Raw genomic sequence first — 17,562 nt, forward strand, 5'->3', positions numbered from 1 at the left:
CCCCCAGGCCGCGGCACCTCAGTCAACCGACCATCATCAGGCGAGGGAGAAGCTCGATGGCGCAGCCGAACTCCGACCCCGACCTTCGTAGCGCGCTGGTGGGCCGCGACCACGAACAAGACATCATGCGCGACTTCGTCTGCCGCCTCGAACAGACGGGGCACAGCCTGCGCCTGACGGGAGAACCGGGAATCGGCAAGACCGCCCTGCTGGAGGTGGCGGCCCGCGCGGCTGCGCGGCACGGCCACGCAGTCCTGCGCGCCGGCGGCGCCGAGCACGAGGCCGACCTGCCGTACTCCACACTGCATCAGCTGCTCCTTCCGCTGTACGACCAGGTCGAGGGCCTCCCAGGGTGGGAGCGCATGGCGCTCCGGTCCGCCATCGCCGGCAGTGACGAGCGCTCTGCCGGCCCGCTCGCGATCGGTCATGCAACGCTCACAGCGCTCCGGCGGCATGCGCAAACCGCAGGACTGCTCGTCATCGTCGACGACGTGTCCTGGCTGGACCGGGAGACGGCATCGGTGCTCGCGTTCGTGGCCCGGCGCCTGGAGGGAACCAGAATGGGCTTCCTCGCGGCCGGAAGGCCGGAGCGAGTCCCGGTGCTCGAGTTCCCCGGGACGGGCGAAGTGATGGTCCAACCGCTCGCAGACCCGGCCGCGAGGCTCTTGCTGGACCAGCACCATCCGCAACTGCCTCCGGACCTGCGGCGGCGCGTTCTTGCAGAGGCGAGAGGGAATCCCCTGGCACTGCTCGAGCTGCCGGCAGCCCTCCAGCGGCTCCAAGGAGCCCCGGCAGCAGCCGCCCTGGACAACTGGGTCCCCATGACAAGGCGCCTGCAGGCCGCGTTCGGTTCAGGGCTCAACACCATCTCAGAGCAGGCCCAGCGTCTGCTGCTGCTCGCGGCACTCGACGGCACCGGTGACCTGCGATGCCTGGCTGCGGCCGGAGCGCTGCAGGATGCGACGGGGTATCTGTCAGAAGCGGAGCGAGCAGGACTTGCGTGCGTTGACGAGACGACCCATCGGATCGCCTTCACCCATCATCTGACGCGGTCGGCCGTCATCGCCGGCACGCGCTCGGCAGAGCGGCGGCGCGCTCACCAGGACCTGGCGAGGAGGTACCCGCACCAGTCAGAGCGGTACAGCTGGCACGTCGCGGCTGCAACGGTCGAGCCGGACGAGAGCGTTGCAGTCGCCCTCGAAGCCGCAGCGCAGCGCAGCCTGCGGCGCGGTGACTCCCGCAGCACGACGACCATGCTGGTGCGTGCGGCGCAGCTGAGCCCGTCTCCGCGAGATCACGGTCGACGGATGGCAAAGGCGACCTACATCGGAGCCGAGGTCACAGGCGAGCTGGAGCGCGCCTCCGGCTGGCTGGCCAATTCCACCGTGACCGACCCCGAGCCGGACGCATCGCTCCGGCTCGCCGCGTCCGCCGCACTGATCCTGCTCAGCGGTGACGGCGACCTCGACGTCGCGAACCGGCTGCTGTCGACAGCGCTCGGCACGGCTGAGGGCCGTCGCGGTATCGACCCGGAGGCACACCGGGACGCGCTGTACGCGCTGCAGCGGGTTTGCTGCTTCGGTGGACGCGGGGACCTCTGGGAGAACTTCTTCCGCCACCTCGAACGCCTGTCCGACCCACCCGTCGAGCTCGTCATCGGCAGCCAGGCTCTGGCAGACCCAGCCCGATTGGCTCACTCCACGCTCCGCGAGCTGGACGGCGCCATCGCGGAGCTGACCACCGAGCTCGACCCGGCACGCATCGTCCGGGTCTCCACGACCGGCATGTTCGTCGACCGGTCCGGTGACTGCCGACGCCCCTTGTGGAGGGTGGCCCGGGACGGCCGCGCCGGGGGCGCTGCCGGCTCCGCCGTCACCGCGCTCGCACTACTCGCACAGGACGCGTTCCGCACCGGGGATTGGGAGGCCGCCGACCGTCTGGCCATGGAATCGGAGAAGTTGGCCGAAGCCTGCGGTGGCTACTGGAGCGTGACCGCTCGACAGGTCAGGGCCTTCCTCGCTGCCGCCCGTGGGGACTTGGACGCGGTCGGACAGCTCACGGACGAGCTCCGGCTGTGGGCCATCCCGCGCGGCATCGGGGCCTCATCGTGGGCCCCGCGCTGCCTCGCCGCGATCGGCAGCGGCGACTTCGAGCTCGCCTACCAAGAAGCCACGGTGCCGGGGCCCGCCGGCGTTCTGCCCCACTGCGCCCCCTACGCCCTGTGGATGATCCTCGACCTCGTCGAGGCGGCGGTACGGACGGGACGTCAGTGCGAAGCGCACCAGCACGTTCGGGCCGTGGAAGAGGCGGGGCTCGCGGATCTGTCTTCGAGGCTGGCGCTCCTCGCGGGTGCAGCCTCCGCACTGACGGCACCGGATCACCGGTGCGCCGAGCTGTTCGAGTCTGCGCTGACCTTGCCCGAGGCGGGACGCTGGCCCTTCGAGCAGGCACGCGTGCAGCTGTTGTACGGCGAGCGGCTGCGCCGTCTGCACAGAGTCCGCGACGCTCGTGCACAGCTCGCGTCCGCGGTAAGCACCTTCCGCGATTTGGGCGCCGGTCCTTGGGTGAGCAGAGCCACCGCGGAGCTGGGTGCGACCGGAGTGGCCGCACCTGGACCCGACCCGGCGGCCCCTGCGCGCTCCCTCACTCCGCAGGAGCGCAAGGTCGTCGAGCTCGCGGCCACCGGCTTGACGAACAAGCAGATCGGGGAACGCCTTTTCCTGAGTGCGCGAACGGTGGGATTCCACCTGAGCCGGGCCTTTCCCAAGCTCGGAGTCGGCTCGCGCAGCGCCCTTCGCGACGCCCTGTCGAATACTCGGGCGACATCAGCGGCCGTCCCTCCGCGCTACACCACACCCAACCAGCTCATCGAGCGTAGCCGGGCAGGGTCCGGGTCCGCGTCGGTGATGTGAGGGCGCGTGACCTCGGTGATCATGGCTGCTTTCTACGCAGTCGTGTCACGAAGTGAGGTCATGGGCTCGAGCCAGCCTATGGTCGGGTCTCGTTGCGGCTGGTCTCGCACAAGACAACGTGGCGGATGCCTCGAGTCTCTCTGTGTGCGTGGGTCGTTCACCGAGTCTTCTCCGCAGGTCCCGGCCCGCTCACGGTTGAGGGCGCACGGGGTGATGGACCGCGGTGAGGGCGTCGTACAGGTTGCTCGTTGCGCCGCCGCGGCTCGTCGTAGCGGCCAGGTGCCCTTCGGCGTCCCACGTGGTGTTCGGCGCCTTGGCCCCATTGCTCTGGCAGGGAACGGTGCTGATGTTGTCATTCCCTGGGTGGTCGCACAGGACGTATGCCGCTGGGCCGGCCCGGCGGCCACCCGGCCGTTGCGACCCCGCGGTCACATCCGCGGGTCGACAATCGTCATCGGTGACGACAGGTCCACCACGAGGAGGAGGCACGCTCATGCTCGGCCGCAAGGACTACTCGCCCGACGAGGTCGCGACAGCCAAGGCCGCCGTCGCGACCCAGGTCGCCGCCTACCGCACGCTCGCCCACGCCGTCGATGCAGCACCGTCGGACGCCGGGGTCTCGTCCGCCCTCGAGGAGCTTGAACCGGTCCTCTTCACGAACATGGTGCTCGCCCTCGACCGCTTCTTCGTCCACCGCGTCCGCATGGTCGCCGGCAAGGACGGCAACCCGCTCAACGAGGTCGAGCTGCTGGCCGAGTCGATCATCGGCAACGAGGGGGTGCTCGAGAGCCTGAGCCCGATCAGGTACGTCCCGGCCGAGTCGACGCTCGGTCTCGAGGTCGGTGACCGGATCCGGCTCAGCGCAGACCAGTTCGAGAGGCTCGCCGACGCCTTCTTCGCCGAGCTCGAGCGCCGCTTCGTCTAGGTCAGGTGGTCGCCTGGGTGGCACTGCGGCGACTGCCCCGCAGGCCGACGAGCAGCACGATCACCGCGCCGACGGCAAGGCCCCCGGCGACGGCGGCGTGCATCGTCGCCAGGTCCCGGCAGTCGCTGAGGACGGCGTTCGAAGCCCGCACGTCGAAGGCCGTGAGGCGCCGCTGGTGGTGCCACTCCACCGTGGCGGTGCGCGCTGCCTGCTGGTGCTCCAGCCGGGCCGACTCGGCCGCCGTCAGTGCCGACTCCGCGGCACGCTGGCGCGCGACGGCCTCCGAGAGCCTTGCCTGGGCGGCGCTCGTGGCGGCCTGGGCCTGCGCGGCGAGAGCGTCCGCCGCGGCGCGGGCAGCCTGCGTCTGGGGAGCGACGGCGGCGGCCGCCTTCTCCCCGGAGGCGAGCGTCGCCAGGTCCCGATCCAGCGTCGCCTGGGCATCGGCGACCGCAGCCCCGGAGAGCCGGTCCTTGGCCCATTGCACGGCGTCTCGGTCGAACGCGACCCTCGCGCGCGCCTGCTCGATCGACCAGGCCGAACCCTGCGCCGTGTCGAGGTCGAGCGCGGCCCGGGCCGCGTCGGACCGGGACTGGAGGATGCGGGCCTGCCCGGTCACGGCCTCGGCCTCGGCAACCTGCGCTGCGGCCCGGACGGTCTCCGTCCGGGCCTCGGCGACGGCGCGTTCGTCAGTGGCTTCGAGGGCGTCGTCAGGAAGCGGCGGCTCCCCCGCGGGCAGGACCGCAGGCGCGGTCGTGAAGGACTGGAGACCTCCGGGGCAGGACCCGGCGCGAGACGGCACGAGCATGGTCGCGGCCGACGCGGCAAGCAGCAGGGCCGCGGCACCGACGCCGACCCAGCGAACAGCCCGGAGACTGTCGCGGCGATCGGCTGACCCGACTGCCGCAGGTGCCTCCGGCTGCCGGGCGGCCGGGGCGTGCCGGAACACGTGGAGCACGTCGTCGGCCTCGACGTCGTCGCCTTCCGTGGTCACGCGAGGCCTGAGTTCCGTCGCCATGGTCACCCACCTCCGGGAGTCAGGTGCACGGACCAGTCGGAAGCGACCATCTCCTCGTAGCTGCTCAGAGCGCTGCCGATGCCGCCCTGCCGCACGCGGTACGACGCGGCACGCGGCACCTCCGAGAGGTGGAAGCCGAAGACGCACACCTTCCCGTCGAACGTCCCGCGCCCGAGCGAGCTCGCCGCGAGAAGAGTCCCATCAGCGTCCTCGACGACGACCCGGTCTCCCTGTCGGATGCCGTCCTCCCCCGCTCGCGGGGCAGGGCTCCCGACGCACCAGTCACCGGGGTCGGGGCTGCCTGCCGCCGTGAGCGCCAGGTCTCCCGTGACCGTGTGGGTCTCGCCGAGGTCTGCGAGGACGACGTGGCCGGCGACGCCGAGCAGGCCGAGGGTCGCGAGCACGATGCCCACGATGCGCCAGACGCCCTGTCCCACGGACTGCCGATCCCTTCTCGGCGGAGCGCCCGGGCCCGCCGGGGACACCATAGAGGCGAAGAGGCCCTCACGGGTCCTTATCGGCGACCAGGCATCCGGAGGCCCGGCCACGACGTTCGCGAACTCGCGGACGCGACCCTGCTCAGCGGCATACCGTGAGGGTGTTGGCCCCACGGACACCGCGCCCCTCCGACGACCTGACGGCTCGACGCTCGTGTATCACCCCCTGTCGCTGGGCGCTCTGACCACTGCGGTCACACCCTCCGGACACGTGCCGGGCGAGAAGGAGCGAGATCATGGCCAAGCGCGCGCTGCTCATCGGGATCAACCACTACGCCATCCCCAACATCCCCAACGCAGACCTCCGGGGCTGCGTCAACGACGTCAACAACATCGCCGCGGCCCTCAAGGACTGCTACGGCTTCACCGATGCCGACATCACGATGCTCACCGACGAGCAGGCGACCAAGGCGGCCATGGAGGCGGCGATCACCTCGCTCGTCACCACGGCGGCGGCCGGCGACGTGCTCTACCTGCACTACTCGGGCCACGGCTCCAACGTCCCCGACACCAACGGCGACGAGTCGGACGGCCGCGACGAGATCCTCTGCCCCCACGACCTCGACTTCAACGACCCGCTCACCGACGACTGGCTGCGCACCACGTTCGACCGGCTCGACCCGGCCGCGAGCCTCACCGTGGTGATGGACTGCTGCCACTCGGGCACGAACACCCGTGAGCCGATCCCGCCCGACGCCCCCATCATCGACCGCTTCCTGCCCAACCCCGACGACGAGGCATCCGGCGGCGAGCACACCGGCCGGCTGAGCCGCAGCCTGAGGCGCCGGGCGCCCGTCGACGTCCACGACGTCGACATCATCGAGACGCTCATCAGCGGCTGCCGCGACACGCAGACGTCCGCCGACGCGATCATCGACGGCGTCTACAACGGCGCCCTGACGTACTTCCTCGTCAAGGCGATGCGCGACCAACCGCAGGCGACCTACCGCGAGCTGCACGCCGCGACGATGGCCGGGCTCAAGGGCAACTACGACCAGGTGCCGCAGCTCGAGGGCCGAGCCGCCCGGCTCGACGCCGACGTCCTCTCCCCCGCGGGATGAGGCTGCGATGGCCACCGTCGACGTGAGGCCTGCGGCGAACCCGGGGGACCGACCACCCGCCGCCGGCGCGGCCGCCAACGGGAGTGCCAACGCGGCCGCGAACGGGGCAGCCAGCGGGGCGGCAGTGACGGATGCCGGCGCGACCGCCGCCGGATCGACCACCAGCACAACGCCTTCCGCGGCACCCGCCGCGACGGCGTCTCCGACGCCCACCCCGACGCCCACGGCGACGGCAGCGAGCACGGCGGCGGGCGCGCCCGAGGAAGCCGACGACGACGAGGATCCCGGGCGGCCGAGGACGACCGTCCACGTCGCCCACGGCGATCTGCGCTTCGCGCGGCACCACGTCCTCGTCGGCCACTACCCCGGCAGCACCATCGCGGGCGGCGAGGCCGCGCTGGACCAGCTCCTCGACGGCCGGTTGTCCCGGGCGGCGCTCCTCGGCATCTACCCCGGCGCGATCGAGACGTGCCAGGTCTTCACCGACCCCAACGAGTGGTCCAGCCCGCCCGGAGCGGTCGTCGCGGGCCTCGGGCCGGTCGGCATGCTGAGTGCCGCTTCGCTGGCGCGGGCCGTCGCACACGCCGCGCTCACCGCCGCGCTCGGCCACCTCAGCATCACGCCCACGCCAGACCCGGGCGCGACGCCCTCCCCGTCGAAGAACGGCGCGAGCGCCCCCACGAGCAGCCCCGGCCCCGACCGGACCGTCAGCGACATCCTCCAGATGCGCCTCTCGAGCCTGCTCATCGGGACTGGCGCCGGCGGCCTGCCGGTCCGCGACAGCGTCCAGGCCCTCCTCACCGGCATCCAGCGGGCCAACGACCGGCTCTCCGACACCGGGATGCCCGTCCACATCGCCGACGTCGAGATCATCGAGCTCTGGCAGGACCGGGCCCTGCAGGCGCTCGAGGCGGTGCGTGCCTCGCTGACGAGCAGCGAGATCGAGGAGTCGTTCGAGTGGGACGCCCGCCTGCGCGAGCTGCCGGGCCGGCAGCGTCGCCTTCTCTTCCAGGAGGCGACCGGGTGGTGGCAGCAGGTGCGGGTGCACTCCGACCCCGATGGCGCGCTCGTCTTCGACGCCTCGGTCCGCCGGGCCGGAGCCCCGACGCGGACCGTCCCGACCCAGCGCGCGCTGGTCGACCGCCTCGTCGAGTCGCTCGTCGACACCCCGTCGCCGGACGACTCGGCCTCGCGGACCCTCTTCGAGCTGCTCTTCCCCAACGATCTCAAGGCACAGGCCCCCGACACCGACAACATCGTCCTCGTCGTCGACCGTGGCTCCGCCCACTACCCGTGGGAGCTGCTCGACGACCACGCCAGTGACACCGGCCGCGCGCCGCTCGGGGTCCGTCGCGGTCTCATCCGCCAGCTCGAGGGCTCCTCGATGCGCAGCCACGTCCTCTCGGCGACGACGAGCCGGGCCCTCGTCGTCGGCGACACCGCGAGCGGGCTGACCCCGCTGCCCGCCGCCCAGCAGGAGGGCCGCGAGGTCTCGGCGGCACTGCAGGCCAACGGGTTCGACGCCAACTCCCTCATCGGTGCCACCGGCACACAGGTGATCCAGGCCCTCTTCGACGGGTCCTACCGCGTCGTCCACCTCGCCGGCCACGGCGTCTACCAGTGGCCGCTGCCCGCGCCCCGCAGCCCGATGCCGTATGCCGCTGAGCCCGCAGGTGCCCCGGCGACCGACGGTGCCCCAGCGGGTTCCGCTGTCGCCCCCGCGGTCGCGCCCACGCTCGTGACGGGCATGGTCCTCGGCGGCGGGATGTACCTGACCGCAGGGGAGATCGGCCAGATGCGGCAGGTCCCCGAGCTCGTCGTCGTCAACTGCTGCCATCTCGGCACGGTGGCCGCCGACGCGAGCGACCCGTCCGCGCCTCCACGCTCGGGCAACTTCCACCGACTGGCGGCGAGCTTCGCGACCGAGCTCATCGAGATCGGGGTCCGCGGGGTCGTCGCGTGCGGTTGGGCCGTCGACGACGGCGCCGCCTCGACGTTCGCATCCTCGCTCTACGCAGCCCTGCTCGACGGGGAGCCGTTCGGAGAAGCCGTCTCGAAGGCTCGGACGGCAACGTGGGAGCAGCACCCCGACGTGAACACGTGGGGCGCGTACCAGTGCTACGGCGACCCCGACTTCCGGCTCGCGAGGGACGGCGCGCGCCCGGTCAAGCAGGAGTCCCGGGCCCCCGCCTGCCTCGATGTCGCCCGCGTCGAGATCGAGAACCTCGGCCAGTCCGTCGACGTGAGCCGTGACACCAAGTACGGCCTCGAACGGCTCCAACGCATCCTCGACACGATCGACCCGTGCGACCGCGACGACGACACGATGCAGGCGCTCCTCGCGCGGACCTACACGAAGTTCGGCAGCTTCGACACGGCGCGCGAGATCTTCGAGCAGAGCCTTCGGCGGGGTGGGGGCGCCCTCACGGTCCGGGACTTCGAGGTGTGGATCGACCAGCGGGTGCGCACCGCGACCGCTGTCGCGAGCGCCGCGGGCGCCGGGCCACAGGTCGAGGAGGCGGTCGCGACGATCGAGGCCTCGATCGAGCTGCTCCGCGGTCTCCTGCTCGACCCGGCTCTGCTCGTGCTCCACCAGCACTCCGACCTGCCGACGGTGCTGCCCGAGCCGGACGCCCTCCCCGAGACCGTCAGCAGCGACCGGCTGTGGCTGGTGGCGAGCGCGTACAAGCGCCTCGCACTCGTCACGTGCCCGACGAGGATCGGCGCGAAGGGGTCCGCGCGGAGCTGGGCCCGGACCAAGGCGGCCCTGGTCTCCACCGCGCGCTGGTACGAGGCCGCGCGACAGGCCGCCGGCCCGACCAACCGCCGCCGCCACGGCGCCCTCGGCAACCGGCTCGGCGCGGAGCTCTGTCTCCGGTGGCACCAGGGCACGAACCACCTCGACGGCCTGGCACTCCTGTCGAAGGCGGAGGCCCGGGCCCTGCTGGCCGAGTCCCTCCGTGGCGCCCGCGAGGAGGCCTACCTCGCCCCGAGCTTCTGGAGCGTCGCGGTCTACGGCGACCTCCTGGCGCTCGATGCGCTCTTCAGCGCGCACCCGGAGCCGTCCACGCTGCCGAAGGTGCTCGACCTCTACCGCCGGGCGAGCGAGCTCGGCAGCGAGGAGCAGCTCCAGCAGGTCCGCGACCAGGTCGCGTTCCTCGCCGTCATGGCCGGCACGGCGGTGCCGGAGCGCGCCTCCTTCCTCGAGGCCCTCGCCGAAGGGCTCACCCGGATCGACGAGGGAGCGAAGGCGGGGCAGGCCGTCGATCCCTGAGCCGCAGGGGAACCCACGCCCACGCGACCGTCTCCGGTCACGACGCGGACTCAGGTGCGGCGTTCGGCCCCTTGCGTGCCCGTTCGTCGCTACTGTGCGCTCCGTCACTCCACCGCACTGAAAGGGACCTCATGTCCTTCCAAGACGCTGTTCGCAGCGCCCTCACCCAGTACGTCACCTTCTCGGGCCGCGCCCGCCGGAGCGAGTACTGGTTCTTCGCCCTCTTCAACTTCCTCGTCCTCATGGTCGCCAACTTCATCGACCGGGCCATCGGCCTGAACTCGGCGCTCTACGGAGTGGTCGCCCTGGCCCTGTTGCTCCCGGGCCTCGCGGTCGGCGTCCGCCGCCTGCACGACACGAACCGCAGCGGCTGGTTCCTGCTCCTGGGCCTGATCCCGCTCGTCGGTGCCATCGTCCTGATCGTCTTCTGCGTCCAGGACAGCCAGGCAGGCATGAACCAGTACGGTCCGTCGCCCAAGCTGGTCTCGGACGATGCGGTCGGTGGGATCGACGCGGCTCCGGCCGTCTGACCTCGTGGCGGGGCGGCCCTCCGGCCGCCCCGCTCGTCAGCGGGCGAAGGGCCCGAACCACGTCAGCAGCGTGTTGACCACGACGACCACCGCGAAGACCACCGCCCACCCGACGGGCAGGACCGCGAACGAAGCGAGCGCCGCTCCACCGAGGACGAGGACCTTGACGGCGACCGCTGCCGCCGGCACACGGAACACGGCCCGCGGTGCAGCGAAGCACGCCCACAGGGCGATGGCAACCGCCGGGATCACCACGGCGAGAAGGACTCTCGTCCCGGCGCTGGTGCCGAGAGACCAGCCCCACGCCGCGAGGACGACGACCGCGGCGATCTCGACGAGGAACGCCACGACGTCGTTGGGGGTGATGTCCATCTGCTGCGGCTCGGTCATGGGATCACGATCCCATCTTGCGTCCCGCCCTGTCGGCACCGCGTGAGAGGCTCGCGCGTATGAGTCAGATGGGGAGTCTGGTCACCGCCGCCACCGCAGAGACCCGCCGCGCGGTAGAGCCCGCGCTCGACCGCGACTGGGATGTGGCTGCAGGAGAGCTGGACTGGTCCTGTCGGGCGACCGCCGCACACATCGCCGACGACCTGTTCTCCTATGCCTCGCAGGTGGTGGCCCATCCCGCCGCGGGTTACCTTCCCATCGAGGCGGTCATCGAGCCGGGCGCTTCGCCCGAGGCGCTGCTCCAGTCCGTCGTCATGTGCGGCGAGCTCCTCCGGCTCGCCGTCGCCGCTGGCTCCCCCGATGTGCGGGCCTGGCACCCCTACGGTGTCTCAGACCCCGACGGGTTCGCCGCCATGGGGATCGTCGAGGTCCTCGTGCACACCTACGACATCACGCGTGGCCTGGCCCTCGACTGGGCGCCGCCGGCCGCGCTGTGCGCCCCGGTGCTGGCCCGACTCTTCCCCGACGCACCGGCCGGCGACCCCTCGGCGGCCCTGCTCTGGTGCACGGGTCGCATCGCCCTTCCCGACCGTCCCCGGCTGCAGCAGTGGCGCTGGGACTCCTCGGTCGCACCCTCCTAGGCACCGCCGCCCGGCCTCGGGGCGGTCACGGTTGGCGATCGCGACGGGCGGCCTGCTGCGCGCGCCGGTCGCCGATGACGATCGAGGCCACGAGCGCCCCACCGGCGAGGGCCGCGAGCAGGAAGAACACCATCGCGATCGCCGGGTAGCCGAGGATCGTGCTCCTGGTCTGGACCTGCATCATCAGGGCCGCGCCGACGACGATCGACGCGATGATGACGCCCATCGTCAGGCGGTTGGCCAGCCGTTGCAGGGCCCCGAGGAAGCGCACCTCGTCCATCGTCTTGACACGTATCGCCAGCTCGCCCTCCGACAGGGCGTCCATGATGCGGTTGGCCCGTCTCGGCAGCTGGGCGGCGAAGTCCTTCGCCTCGATGGCCGAGGAGAGCGCGCCCGACAGGGAGACCGACAACCCGCTCCGCAGGATCTCCTCGATGTCGTCGCGGATCGCCTGGGTCGGGTCGAAGCCGGGGTCGAGGTGCCTGGTCACCTGGTCGAGGTTGAGCAGCGTTTTGCCCACCATCGACATCTCGGCCGGAGGCCGGAGCCCGCGGTCGCCGGAGAGGCGCGACAGCTCGACGAGGACCGAGCCGACCTCGACCTCGCCGCCGAGGGCGACCGCGCTCGACACGAGATGCGACACGTCGTCGCGGAAACGAGCGGCGTCGTACCCGGCGAGGGGGTGGCCCATCTCCGCCAGGACGAGGGCTGCCTCCTCGCCGTCGCCGTCGCTGAGTGCGAGGAGGAGCTTGACGATCTTGTCCTGCACTCGTCTCGGCACGGTCGCGACCATCCCGAAGTCGATGAGTGCGAGCCGTCCGTCGTCGGTGAGCAGCACGTTGCCGGGATGTGGGTCCGCGTGGAGCGCCCCGTCGACGAGGATCATCCGGAGGTAGGCGCTGAACAGCTCCTCGACGAGCGGGCGCCGGTCGACGTCGAGGAGCCCGAGCGGACCGACGTCGGTGACCGACCTGCCGATGACGCGATCCATCGTGAGGACCTTCGAGGTCGAGAGGTCCCCGACGGGTTGGGGGACGACGAGGTGCTCGTAGTGCTTGGTCAGCTCGCCGAAGCGCACGAGGTTGGCCGCCTCCCGGCGGTAGTCGAGCTCGTCGGCCAACGCGCGCCGGAAGTGCGCGAGCAGCGTGCCCATCCCGTAGCGCCGGCCGACCTCGGTGTGCCGGTCCGCCTTCGCGGCGAGGTCGGCGAGGACCTCCATGTCGTCGCGGACGCGCTCGCGCACGCCGGGCCGCTGGACCTTGACGACGACGTCGTGGCCGTTGCGGGTGACGGCCCGGTGGACCTGGGCCAGCGACGCCGCCGCGAGGGGCGTGTCGTCGAACTCCGAGAAGAGGCTCCTGAGCGGTGCGCCGAGCTCGGTCTCGATGATCTCCCGGACCTGCTCGACGGGGAACGGCTCGACGTCGTCCTGCAGCCGGGACAGTGCCTCGGTGTACGGAGCCGGGAGCAGGTCGACCCTCGTCGAGAGCAGCTGGCCGAGCTTGACGTAGGTCGGGCCCATCCGCTCGAGGTCCTCGGCCAGCCGCTGAGGCCCCTCCTCGTCGACGACGGGCTCGGCGTCCTCGGTGAGGAACTCGTCGGTCCCTGCACCGGCCAGCAGGTCGGAGCGTCCGTGCCGGACGAGGAGCCGGACGAGGTCGACGTACCTGCTGCGATGTGCCTCTTCCATGGACCCGACCATAACCACGAACGCACGGCGCGAACCTGGGAGCACTGATCCGCCTCGGGGAGGACGTCCCGTGCACCATCATCGTGGCGTGGCACCTCCCCCAGAGCCGGACCGCCCGGACCGCGCGACCGCACCCCGCCGCCGGCCCGGGCCCGTGCGAGGGTGGGTGCGCACGCACCCGGCCGACGTGGTCGACCTGTTCGTGTACGTCGTGGTCCTCAACCTCGCGATCGAGTACCTCCCCGCGGTGATCAGCGAAGGCTTCACGCTCTCCCTGCTGACCGCGGTCCTGCTCAAGGTCGCCCTCGAGGTGGTCCTCGTCGCGAAGGGCAGGGTCCTGGCCCGCCACCGGGCCGCGCGCACGCGAGGCGGCAAGGTCCTGACGGCGCTCGCGTTGTGGGCCGTCGCTGCGGGCAGCAAGCTCGTCGTGCTCGAGCTCGTCGACCTCGTGTTCGGCGACGCCGTCAGCCTCGGCGGGTTCTGGTCCGTGACCCTCCTCGTCGTCGCCCTGCTGGCCTCCCGGGCCGGGGTCCGGCGGCTCTTCTTCGACGAGCAGCCCGAAGCCTGATCCCACAGCCTCCGCCTCGCCGACAACAGGTTCGCCACGGGAGCGGGCCACACGGGCTCGCTACCCGGTCACGGTATCGGCGTGCCGATGGGCGACCTTCCAGGCACCGTCCTCGCGGCGATACACCTGGGTGGCCCGCAGCGTGTACGTGCGGGGCTGGCCGTCCACCGAGGCCGACGTGTGCTCGAGACCGGCTGTGTAGGCCATGTCGCCCACCACGTCATGGGCCTGCAGCTCGAAGGCGTACGAGAGGCAGTCGGAGAAGCTCCTCTCGAGGAAGGCGAAGGCCTCGTCCACCTCGCGCTGCCCGTAGGCGTTGCGCCACGCGCCCAGGATGCTGACGGGTTCTTTGCGGGACCAGAGCGCCCGGCGCGGGGCTGAATTGCCGTTGTGCAGGGCAACCTCCGCCTCGTACAGCGCGGACGTCACCCATGCCAGGAAGTCCTCGCGATCGGTCATCTCCCCAGCATCCTCCGAGGCCACCGACCTGCACAGCCCCCGCCCACGGCGGGCAGCGAGCCGCGTGAGGGGCCACCGGGCCGTCCTCGACCCGGCGGCCTCGCTGTCCTCAGGCGGCGGCCGTCCTGGCCTCGGCCTGGGCCTTCAGGTTGGAGAGCATCAGCTCGACGAACGACTCGTGCTCCTTCACCATCATCCCTTCGATGGGCCGTCCGACGACAGGGACCTTCACGATCCACTCGCCCACGGCCGTCACCGTGGTGCGACCGTCGGCCGGTTCGAACGTGAACGTCCAGGTCGGCTTCTCCGCGAAGAAGTGGACCTGCGCGACGATGCGCTGACCCGGGACGACCTCGGTGTACTCCACGCCTCCCTCGATGTGGAAGCCCAGGATGTGCGTGAACATGCGGGCCGACGTGCCGACACCCTCGGGCTTGATGTCGACCTCCGTCAGGGCGACATCCTTGAACTTCCAGAGCTCCCGGATGTCGAGCGCCAGCTCGAACACGGTGTCGACCGGGGCGTTGATCCTGATGTTGCGTGTCAACGTTGCCATCTGCATTCACCTCCCTCCTCCTCCACCGTGGAGCCGGGACGGGAGGGGCGCCAAGAGGCGATGGTCCTCACTCGAGAGGCCGCGAACTCCGGCCAGGTGAGCCCAGGAAGTGGTGAGTGAGGTCGGCGAGCTCGCGAGCCGACTCCGTGTTGAGCAGCGACCCCGCCCCGTCGATGACCTCGAGCCGTGCGTCCGCGATGTCGGCCACGAGCTGCTGGGCGGCGATGACTCCAGCCTTGTCCTTCGACCCGGCGACGACGAGGGTCGGCGCCTTCACCTGGCGCAGCGACTCACTCCCGTCGAAACCCTTGAGGGCGTCGAGGACCGCGAGCATCCGGGGGCGGGACACGCCGGCAGCGACGAGCCTGCTCTCGGGCACGATGCGCAGGGCCATCTTCTGCAGGCGGAGCGCCCCCTTCGACGGCCGGACGAGCGCCCCGCCGAGCACGAGCCGGCCGACGAGCTCGGGCCGCTCGACGGCGAGCCGCAGGGCGACGCTGGCGCCGACCGAGACCCCGACGAAGTCGGCCTGCCGGATCCCCTGCAGCTCGAGCTCGTTGGCCACGCCCACTGCTGCCGCGTCGAGGTCGAAACCGATCGGGTCGCCGGGCTTGAGGCCCTTCATCCACGGGGCGTTCATCGCCCGGCCGGCCCCGAAGGCCGACACGAAGTCCTGCCACGCGATCGGCGACTGCCCGAGGCCGTGGAGCAGGATGAGAGGACGCGGGCGCTCGGCGGCGCCGTCGCCCGGGACCGAGTCCGGCGGCATACGACTCAGCTCCAGTCGAGGACGACCTTCCCGCACTGACCCGACTTCGCGGTCTCGAAGGCCTCCTCCCACTGCTCGGCCTTGAACCGGTGCGTGATGACCTGCGTGACCGCCGAGCGGAAGCGCTCGGACGTCGCGATCATCTGGGACATGGCGTACCAGGTGTCGTACATCTCGCGGCCGTAGATGCCCTTGAGCGTGATCATGTGGGTGATGACCTTGCCCCAGTCGAGGTCGTAGCTCTGGTGCGGGAGGCCGAGAAGGGCGATCCGGCCGCCGTGGTTCATGTTGGCGAGCATGTCGCTGACGGCGGGGGCGGCGCCCGACATCTCGAGCCCGATGTCGAAGCCCTCCTTCATGCCGAGGTGGTGCTGGGCGTCGGCGAGCGACTCACGGGTGACGTTGATCGTGAGATCGGCGCCGGCGTGCTCGGCGAGCGCGAGGCGGTAGTCGCTCGCGTCGGAGACGACGACATAGCGTGCACCGGCGTGACGCGCGATGGCTGCGGCCATGACGCCGATCGGTCCGGCGCCCGTGATGACGACGTCCTCACCGACCATGGGCCACTGCAGGGCCGTGTGGGTCGCATTGCCGAGCGGGTCGAAGACGGCGCCGAGGTCGGGGTCGAGGTCGGACGGCTGGACCCAGACGTTGGTCGCCGGGATGACGACGTAGTCGGCGAACGCGCCGTCGCGGTTGACCCCGATGCCCTGGGTGCGGATGCAGAGGTGGCGGCGGCCGGCCCGGCAGTTGCGGCAGACGCCGCAGACGACGTGTCCCTCTCCGGAGGCCTTGTCGCCCACCTGGACGCTCGTGACGTCCTCACCCACCTCGACGACCTCGCCGTAGAACTCGTGCCCGATGACGAGCGGCGCCTTGACCGTCGACGCGGCCCAGTCGTCCCACTGGTGGAGGTGCAGGTCGGTGCCGCAGAGGCCGGCGCGCAGGACACGGATCTTCACGTCGGTCGGCCCGCACACGGGCTCGGGCCGGTCGACGAGCTCGAGGCCGGGTCCGGCCGTCAGCTTGGTGAGTGCGCGCACGGGCGTCCTTTCGGGAACGGGCGACGGGGTGTCCGTCGCCCGCAAAGTCTGCCACCCCGGCCCACGCACGGGCACGCGGCACAATGGGCGCATGGAGACGAGCCCGCGGACCGACACCCCGCGCGTGGCCGCCGCCGTCGCCCGGCTGCGGTCCACGGGTGAGCGGGTCACCCCCGCGAGGTATGCCGTCCTGCGCGTCATCGACGCCGCCGACCTCGCGGACGAGCACCTCTCGGCCGAGCAGGTCGGCACCCGGGTCGGCGCGCTCGAGCCGACCGTGCACCGGGCGACCGTGTACCGGACGCTGACGTCGCTGACGGAGGCCGGCGTCCTGTCACACGTCCACCTCGGCGGGTCGGCGACGGTCTACCACCTGGCCGTGGCCGGGGAGCCGCAGCACGAGCGGGCCCACGAGCCCCCGGGCGAGGATGGCCATGGGCACGTCCAGTGCGTCGCGTGCGGCCGGGTCCAGGACGTGCCGCCGCACGTGCTCGACGGGGTCGCCGCACGGCTCCTCGACGAGCTCGGCTTCGCTCTCGAGACGACGCACGCCGCGCTCCTGGGGACCTGCGCGGACTGCCGTCGCTGACCCGCCGGAGCCGCAGGCGGACGGGCCACTCGCGTCAGTGGGACAGGTTGACCTTGACCTGGGCGATGAGCGCTGCGCCCGCCATCAGGACCAGGGCGAAGAGGAAGGCGCGCGGGCGGGACGCGCCCACGGCCCTGCGCATGAGGTAGCCGACGCTGCCGATGAACACGCTGAGGACGAGCCGGACGATGAACAGCTCGGCCGCATCGGGGACGAGGAGGACCGCCACCGTCGCGAGGACGGCCACGGCGGTCCCTCCCGCGAGGTGGGCGAGGGCGGCCTCGCGGTCGTGCGGGTGGAGGCGCCCGGAACCCACGACGTGAGCCGACGCGACGAAGGCGAAGAGGTGGGCAAGGACGAGCCCGATCGTGATCCCCCAGATCGTGGCCACGATCTGGAGACGGTCACCGCCGAGGCTCCCGTCGAGCAGCGACAGCGCGCCGAGCAGGCAGAGGGCGACGTAGAGGGCCATCGTCAGCGCATCGCGGCGAAGCCCGAGCTCGTGGCGATCCGGGGACAGCCCGGCCCGGGACTCGGTCATGGCAGCGATCCTATGCCGGGTCCGCGTGCCGTGCCCCGCCGAGTGATCCCTCACAAACGTCGGCCGGCTCTGCACGGGAGGGATTGACTGGAGGGGAGGCGC

Annotated in this window: 17 protein-coding genes; 8 read left to right on the plus strand and 9 right to left on the minus strand. The window is 71.6% G+C overall.

Annotation, left to right across the window (positions count from 1 at the left end; all coding sequences use genetic code 11):
- Positions 1 to 56 precede the first annotated feature (56 nt).
- Both N865_RS06630 and N865_RS06635 read left to right on the plus strand, forming a co-directional pair.
- Positions 57 to 2,912, plus strand: coding sequence for an AAA family ATPase (locus N865_RS06630; protein ID WP_169735712.1), 2,856 nt, complete (start codon positions 57 to 59; stop codon positions 2,910 to 2,912).
- 493 nt (positions 2,913 to 3,405) lie between these two features.
- On the plus strand, positions 3,406 to 3,837 hold the full coding sequence (locus N865_RS06635; RefSeq protein WP_034803264.1) for a hypothetical protein: 432 nt from the start codon (positions 3,406 to 3,408) through the stop codon (positions 3,835 to 3,837).
- A 1-nt stretch (position 3,838) separates the two neighbouring features.
- Here the strand turns inward: N865_RS06635 and N865_RS21655 are convergent, their stop codons facing one another.
- Together N865_RS21655 and N865_RS06650 are read right to left on the minus strand one after the other, a co-directional pair.
- Positions 3,839 to 4,852, minus strand: coding sequence for a hypothetical protein (locus N865_RS21655; protein ID WP_051510281.1), 1,014 nt, complete (start codon positions 4,850 to 4,852; stop codon positions 3,839 to 3,841).
- Between the two features lie 2 nt (positions 4,853 to 4,854).
- On the minus strand, positions 4,855 to 5,289 hold the full coding sequence (locus N865_RS06650) for a hypothetical protein (protein ID WP_034803272.1): 435 nt from the start codon (positions 5,287 to 5,289) through the stop codon (positions 4,855 to 4,857).
- A gap of 296 nt (positions 5,290 to 5,585) precedes the next feature.
- On the opposite strand from N865_RS06650, the gene N865_RS06655 reads away from it, so the two are divergent.
- The 3 genes from N865_RS06655 to N865_RS06665 all read left to right on the plus strand — a co-directional run bounded on the left by N865_RS06655 (position 5,586) and on the right by N865_RS06665 (position 10,214).
- Positions 5,586 to 6,410, plus strand: coding sequence for a caspase family protein (locus tag N865_RS06655; protein WP_034803275.1), 825 nt, complete (start codon positions 5,586 to 5,588; stop codon positions 6,408 to 6,410).
- A 7-nt stretch (positions 6,411 to 6,417) separates the two neighbouring features.
- Complete coding sequence (locus N865_RS06660) at positions 6,418 to 9,684, plus strand: CHAT domain-containing protein (protein ID WP_034803278.1); 3,267 nt, start codon at positions 6,418 to 6,420, stop codon at positions 9,682 to 9,684.
- Positions 9,685 to 9,815: 131 nt separating this feature from the next.
- Positions 9,816 to 10,214, plus strand: a complete 399-nt coding sequence (locus tag N865_RS06665; RefSeq protein WP_034803281.1) for a DUF805 domain-containing protein — start codon at positions 9,816 to 9,818, stop codon at positions 10,212 to 10,214.
- Positions 10,215 to 10,250: 36 nt separating this feature from the next.
- On the opposite strand, the gene N865_RS06670 is transcribed toward N865_RS06665, so the two are convergent.
- Positions 10,251 to 10,604 (minus strand): YrdB family protein, encoded by a 354-nt coding sequence (locus tag N865_RS06670; protein ID WP_157557593.1) that lies wholly within the window; start codon positions 10,602 to 10,604, stop codon positions 10,251 to 10,253.
- 59 nt (positions 10,605 to 10,663) lie between these two features.
- On the opposite strand from N865_RS06670, the gene N865_RS06675 reads away from it, so the two are divergent.
- Positions 10,664 to 11,245, plus strand: a complete 582-nt coding sequence (locus N865_RS06675) for a maleylpyruvate isomerase N-terminal domain-containing protein (protein ID WP_034803284.1) — start codon at positions 10,664 to 10,666, stop codon at positions 11,243 to 11,245.
- Between the two features lie 25 nt (positions 11,246 to 11,270).
- Here the strand turns inward: N865_RS06675 and N865_RS06680 are convergent, their stop codons facing one another.
- Positions 11,271 to 12,935, minus strand: coding sequence for an ABC1 kinase family protein (locus tag N865_RS06680; RefSeq protein ID WP_051510282.1), 1,665 nt, complete (start codon positions 12,933 to 12,935; stop codon positions 11,271 to 11,273).
- A gap of 166 nt (positions 12,936 to 13,101) precedes the next feature.
- Between N865_RS06680 and N865_RS06685 the strand changes: the two genes are divergently transcribed.
- A complete protein-coding gene (locus N865_RS06685) occupies positions 13,102 to 13,503 on the plus strand; it encodes a hypothetical protein (protein ID WP_051510283.1) in 402 nt (133 codons plus the stop codon).
- 60 nt (positions 13,504 to 13,563) lie between these two features.
- Here the strand turns inward: N865_RS06685 and N865_RS06690 are convergent, their stop codons facing one another.
- From N865_RS06690 to tdh, 4 genes are all read right to left on the minus strand, one after another.
- Positions 13,564 to 13,962 (minus strand): nuclear transport factor 2 family protein, encoded by a 399-nt coding sequence (locus tag N865_RS06690; protein ID WP_034803293.1) that lies wholly within the window; start codon positions 13,960 to 13,962, stop codon positions 13,564 to 13,566.
- 109 nt (positions 13,963 to 14,071) lie between these two features.
- Entirely contained in the window at positions 14,072 to 14,518 is a 447-nt protein-coding gene (locus N865_RS06695; protein ID WP_034803375.1) for an SRPBCC family protein, read from the minus strand.
- Positions 14,519 to 14,585: 67 nt separating this feature from the next.
- The gene (locus N865_RS06700; protein WP_051510285.1) at positions 14,586 to 15,287 is read right to left on the minus strand and encodes an alpha/beta fold hydrolase; all 702 of its coding nucleotides are present in this window, start codon (positions 15,285 to 15,287) and stop codon (positions 14,586 to 14,588) included.
- 5 nt (positions 15,288 to 15,292) lie between these two features.
- The gene (gene tdh / locus N865_RS06705) at positions 15,293 to 16,330 is read right to left on the minus strand and encodes an L-threonine 3-dehydrogenase (protein WP_034803296.1); all 1,038 of its coding nucleotides are present in this window, start codon (positions 16,328 to 16,330) and stop codon (positions 15,293 to 15,295) included.
- A gap of 91 nt (positions 16,331 to 16,421) precedes the next feature.
- On the opposite strand from tdh, the gene N865_RS06710 reads away from it, so the two are divergent.
- Complete coding sequence (locus tag N865_RS06710) at positions 16,422 to 16,919, plus strand: Fur family transcriptional regulator (protein WP_034803299.1); 498 nt, start codon at positions 16,422 to 16,424, stop codon at positions 16,917 to 16,919.
- Positions 16,920 to 16,953: 34 nt separating this feature from the next.
- Here N865_RS06710 and N865_RS06715 read toward each other — a convergent pair whose 3' ends face one another.
- Positions 16,954 to 17,460, minus strand: a complete 507-nt coding sequence (locus N865_RS06715; RefSeq protein ID WP_051510287.1) for a hypothetical protein — start codon at positions 17,458 to 17,460, stop codon at positions 16,954 to 16,956.
- Positions 17,461 to 17,562 lie beyond the last annotated feature (102 nt).

This window comes from Intrasporangium oryzae NRRL B-24470 (assembly GCF_000576595.1).
Taxonomy (GTDB): domain Bacteria; phylum Actinomycetota; class Actinomycetes; order Actinomycetales; family Dermatophilaceae; genus Intrasporangium_C; species Intrasporangium_C oryzae.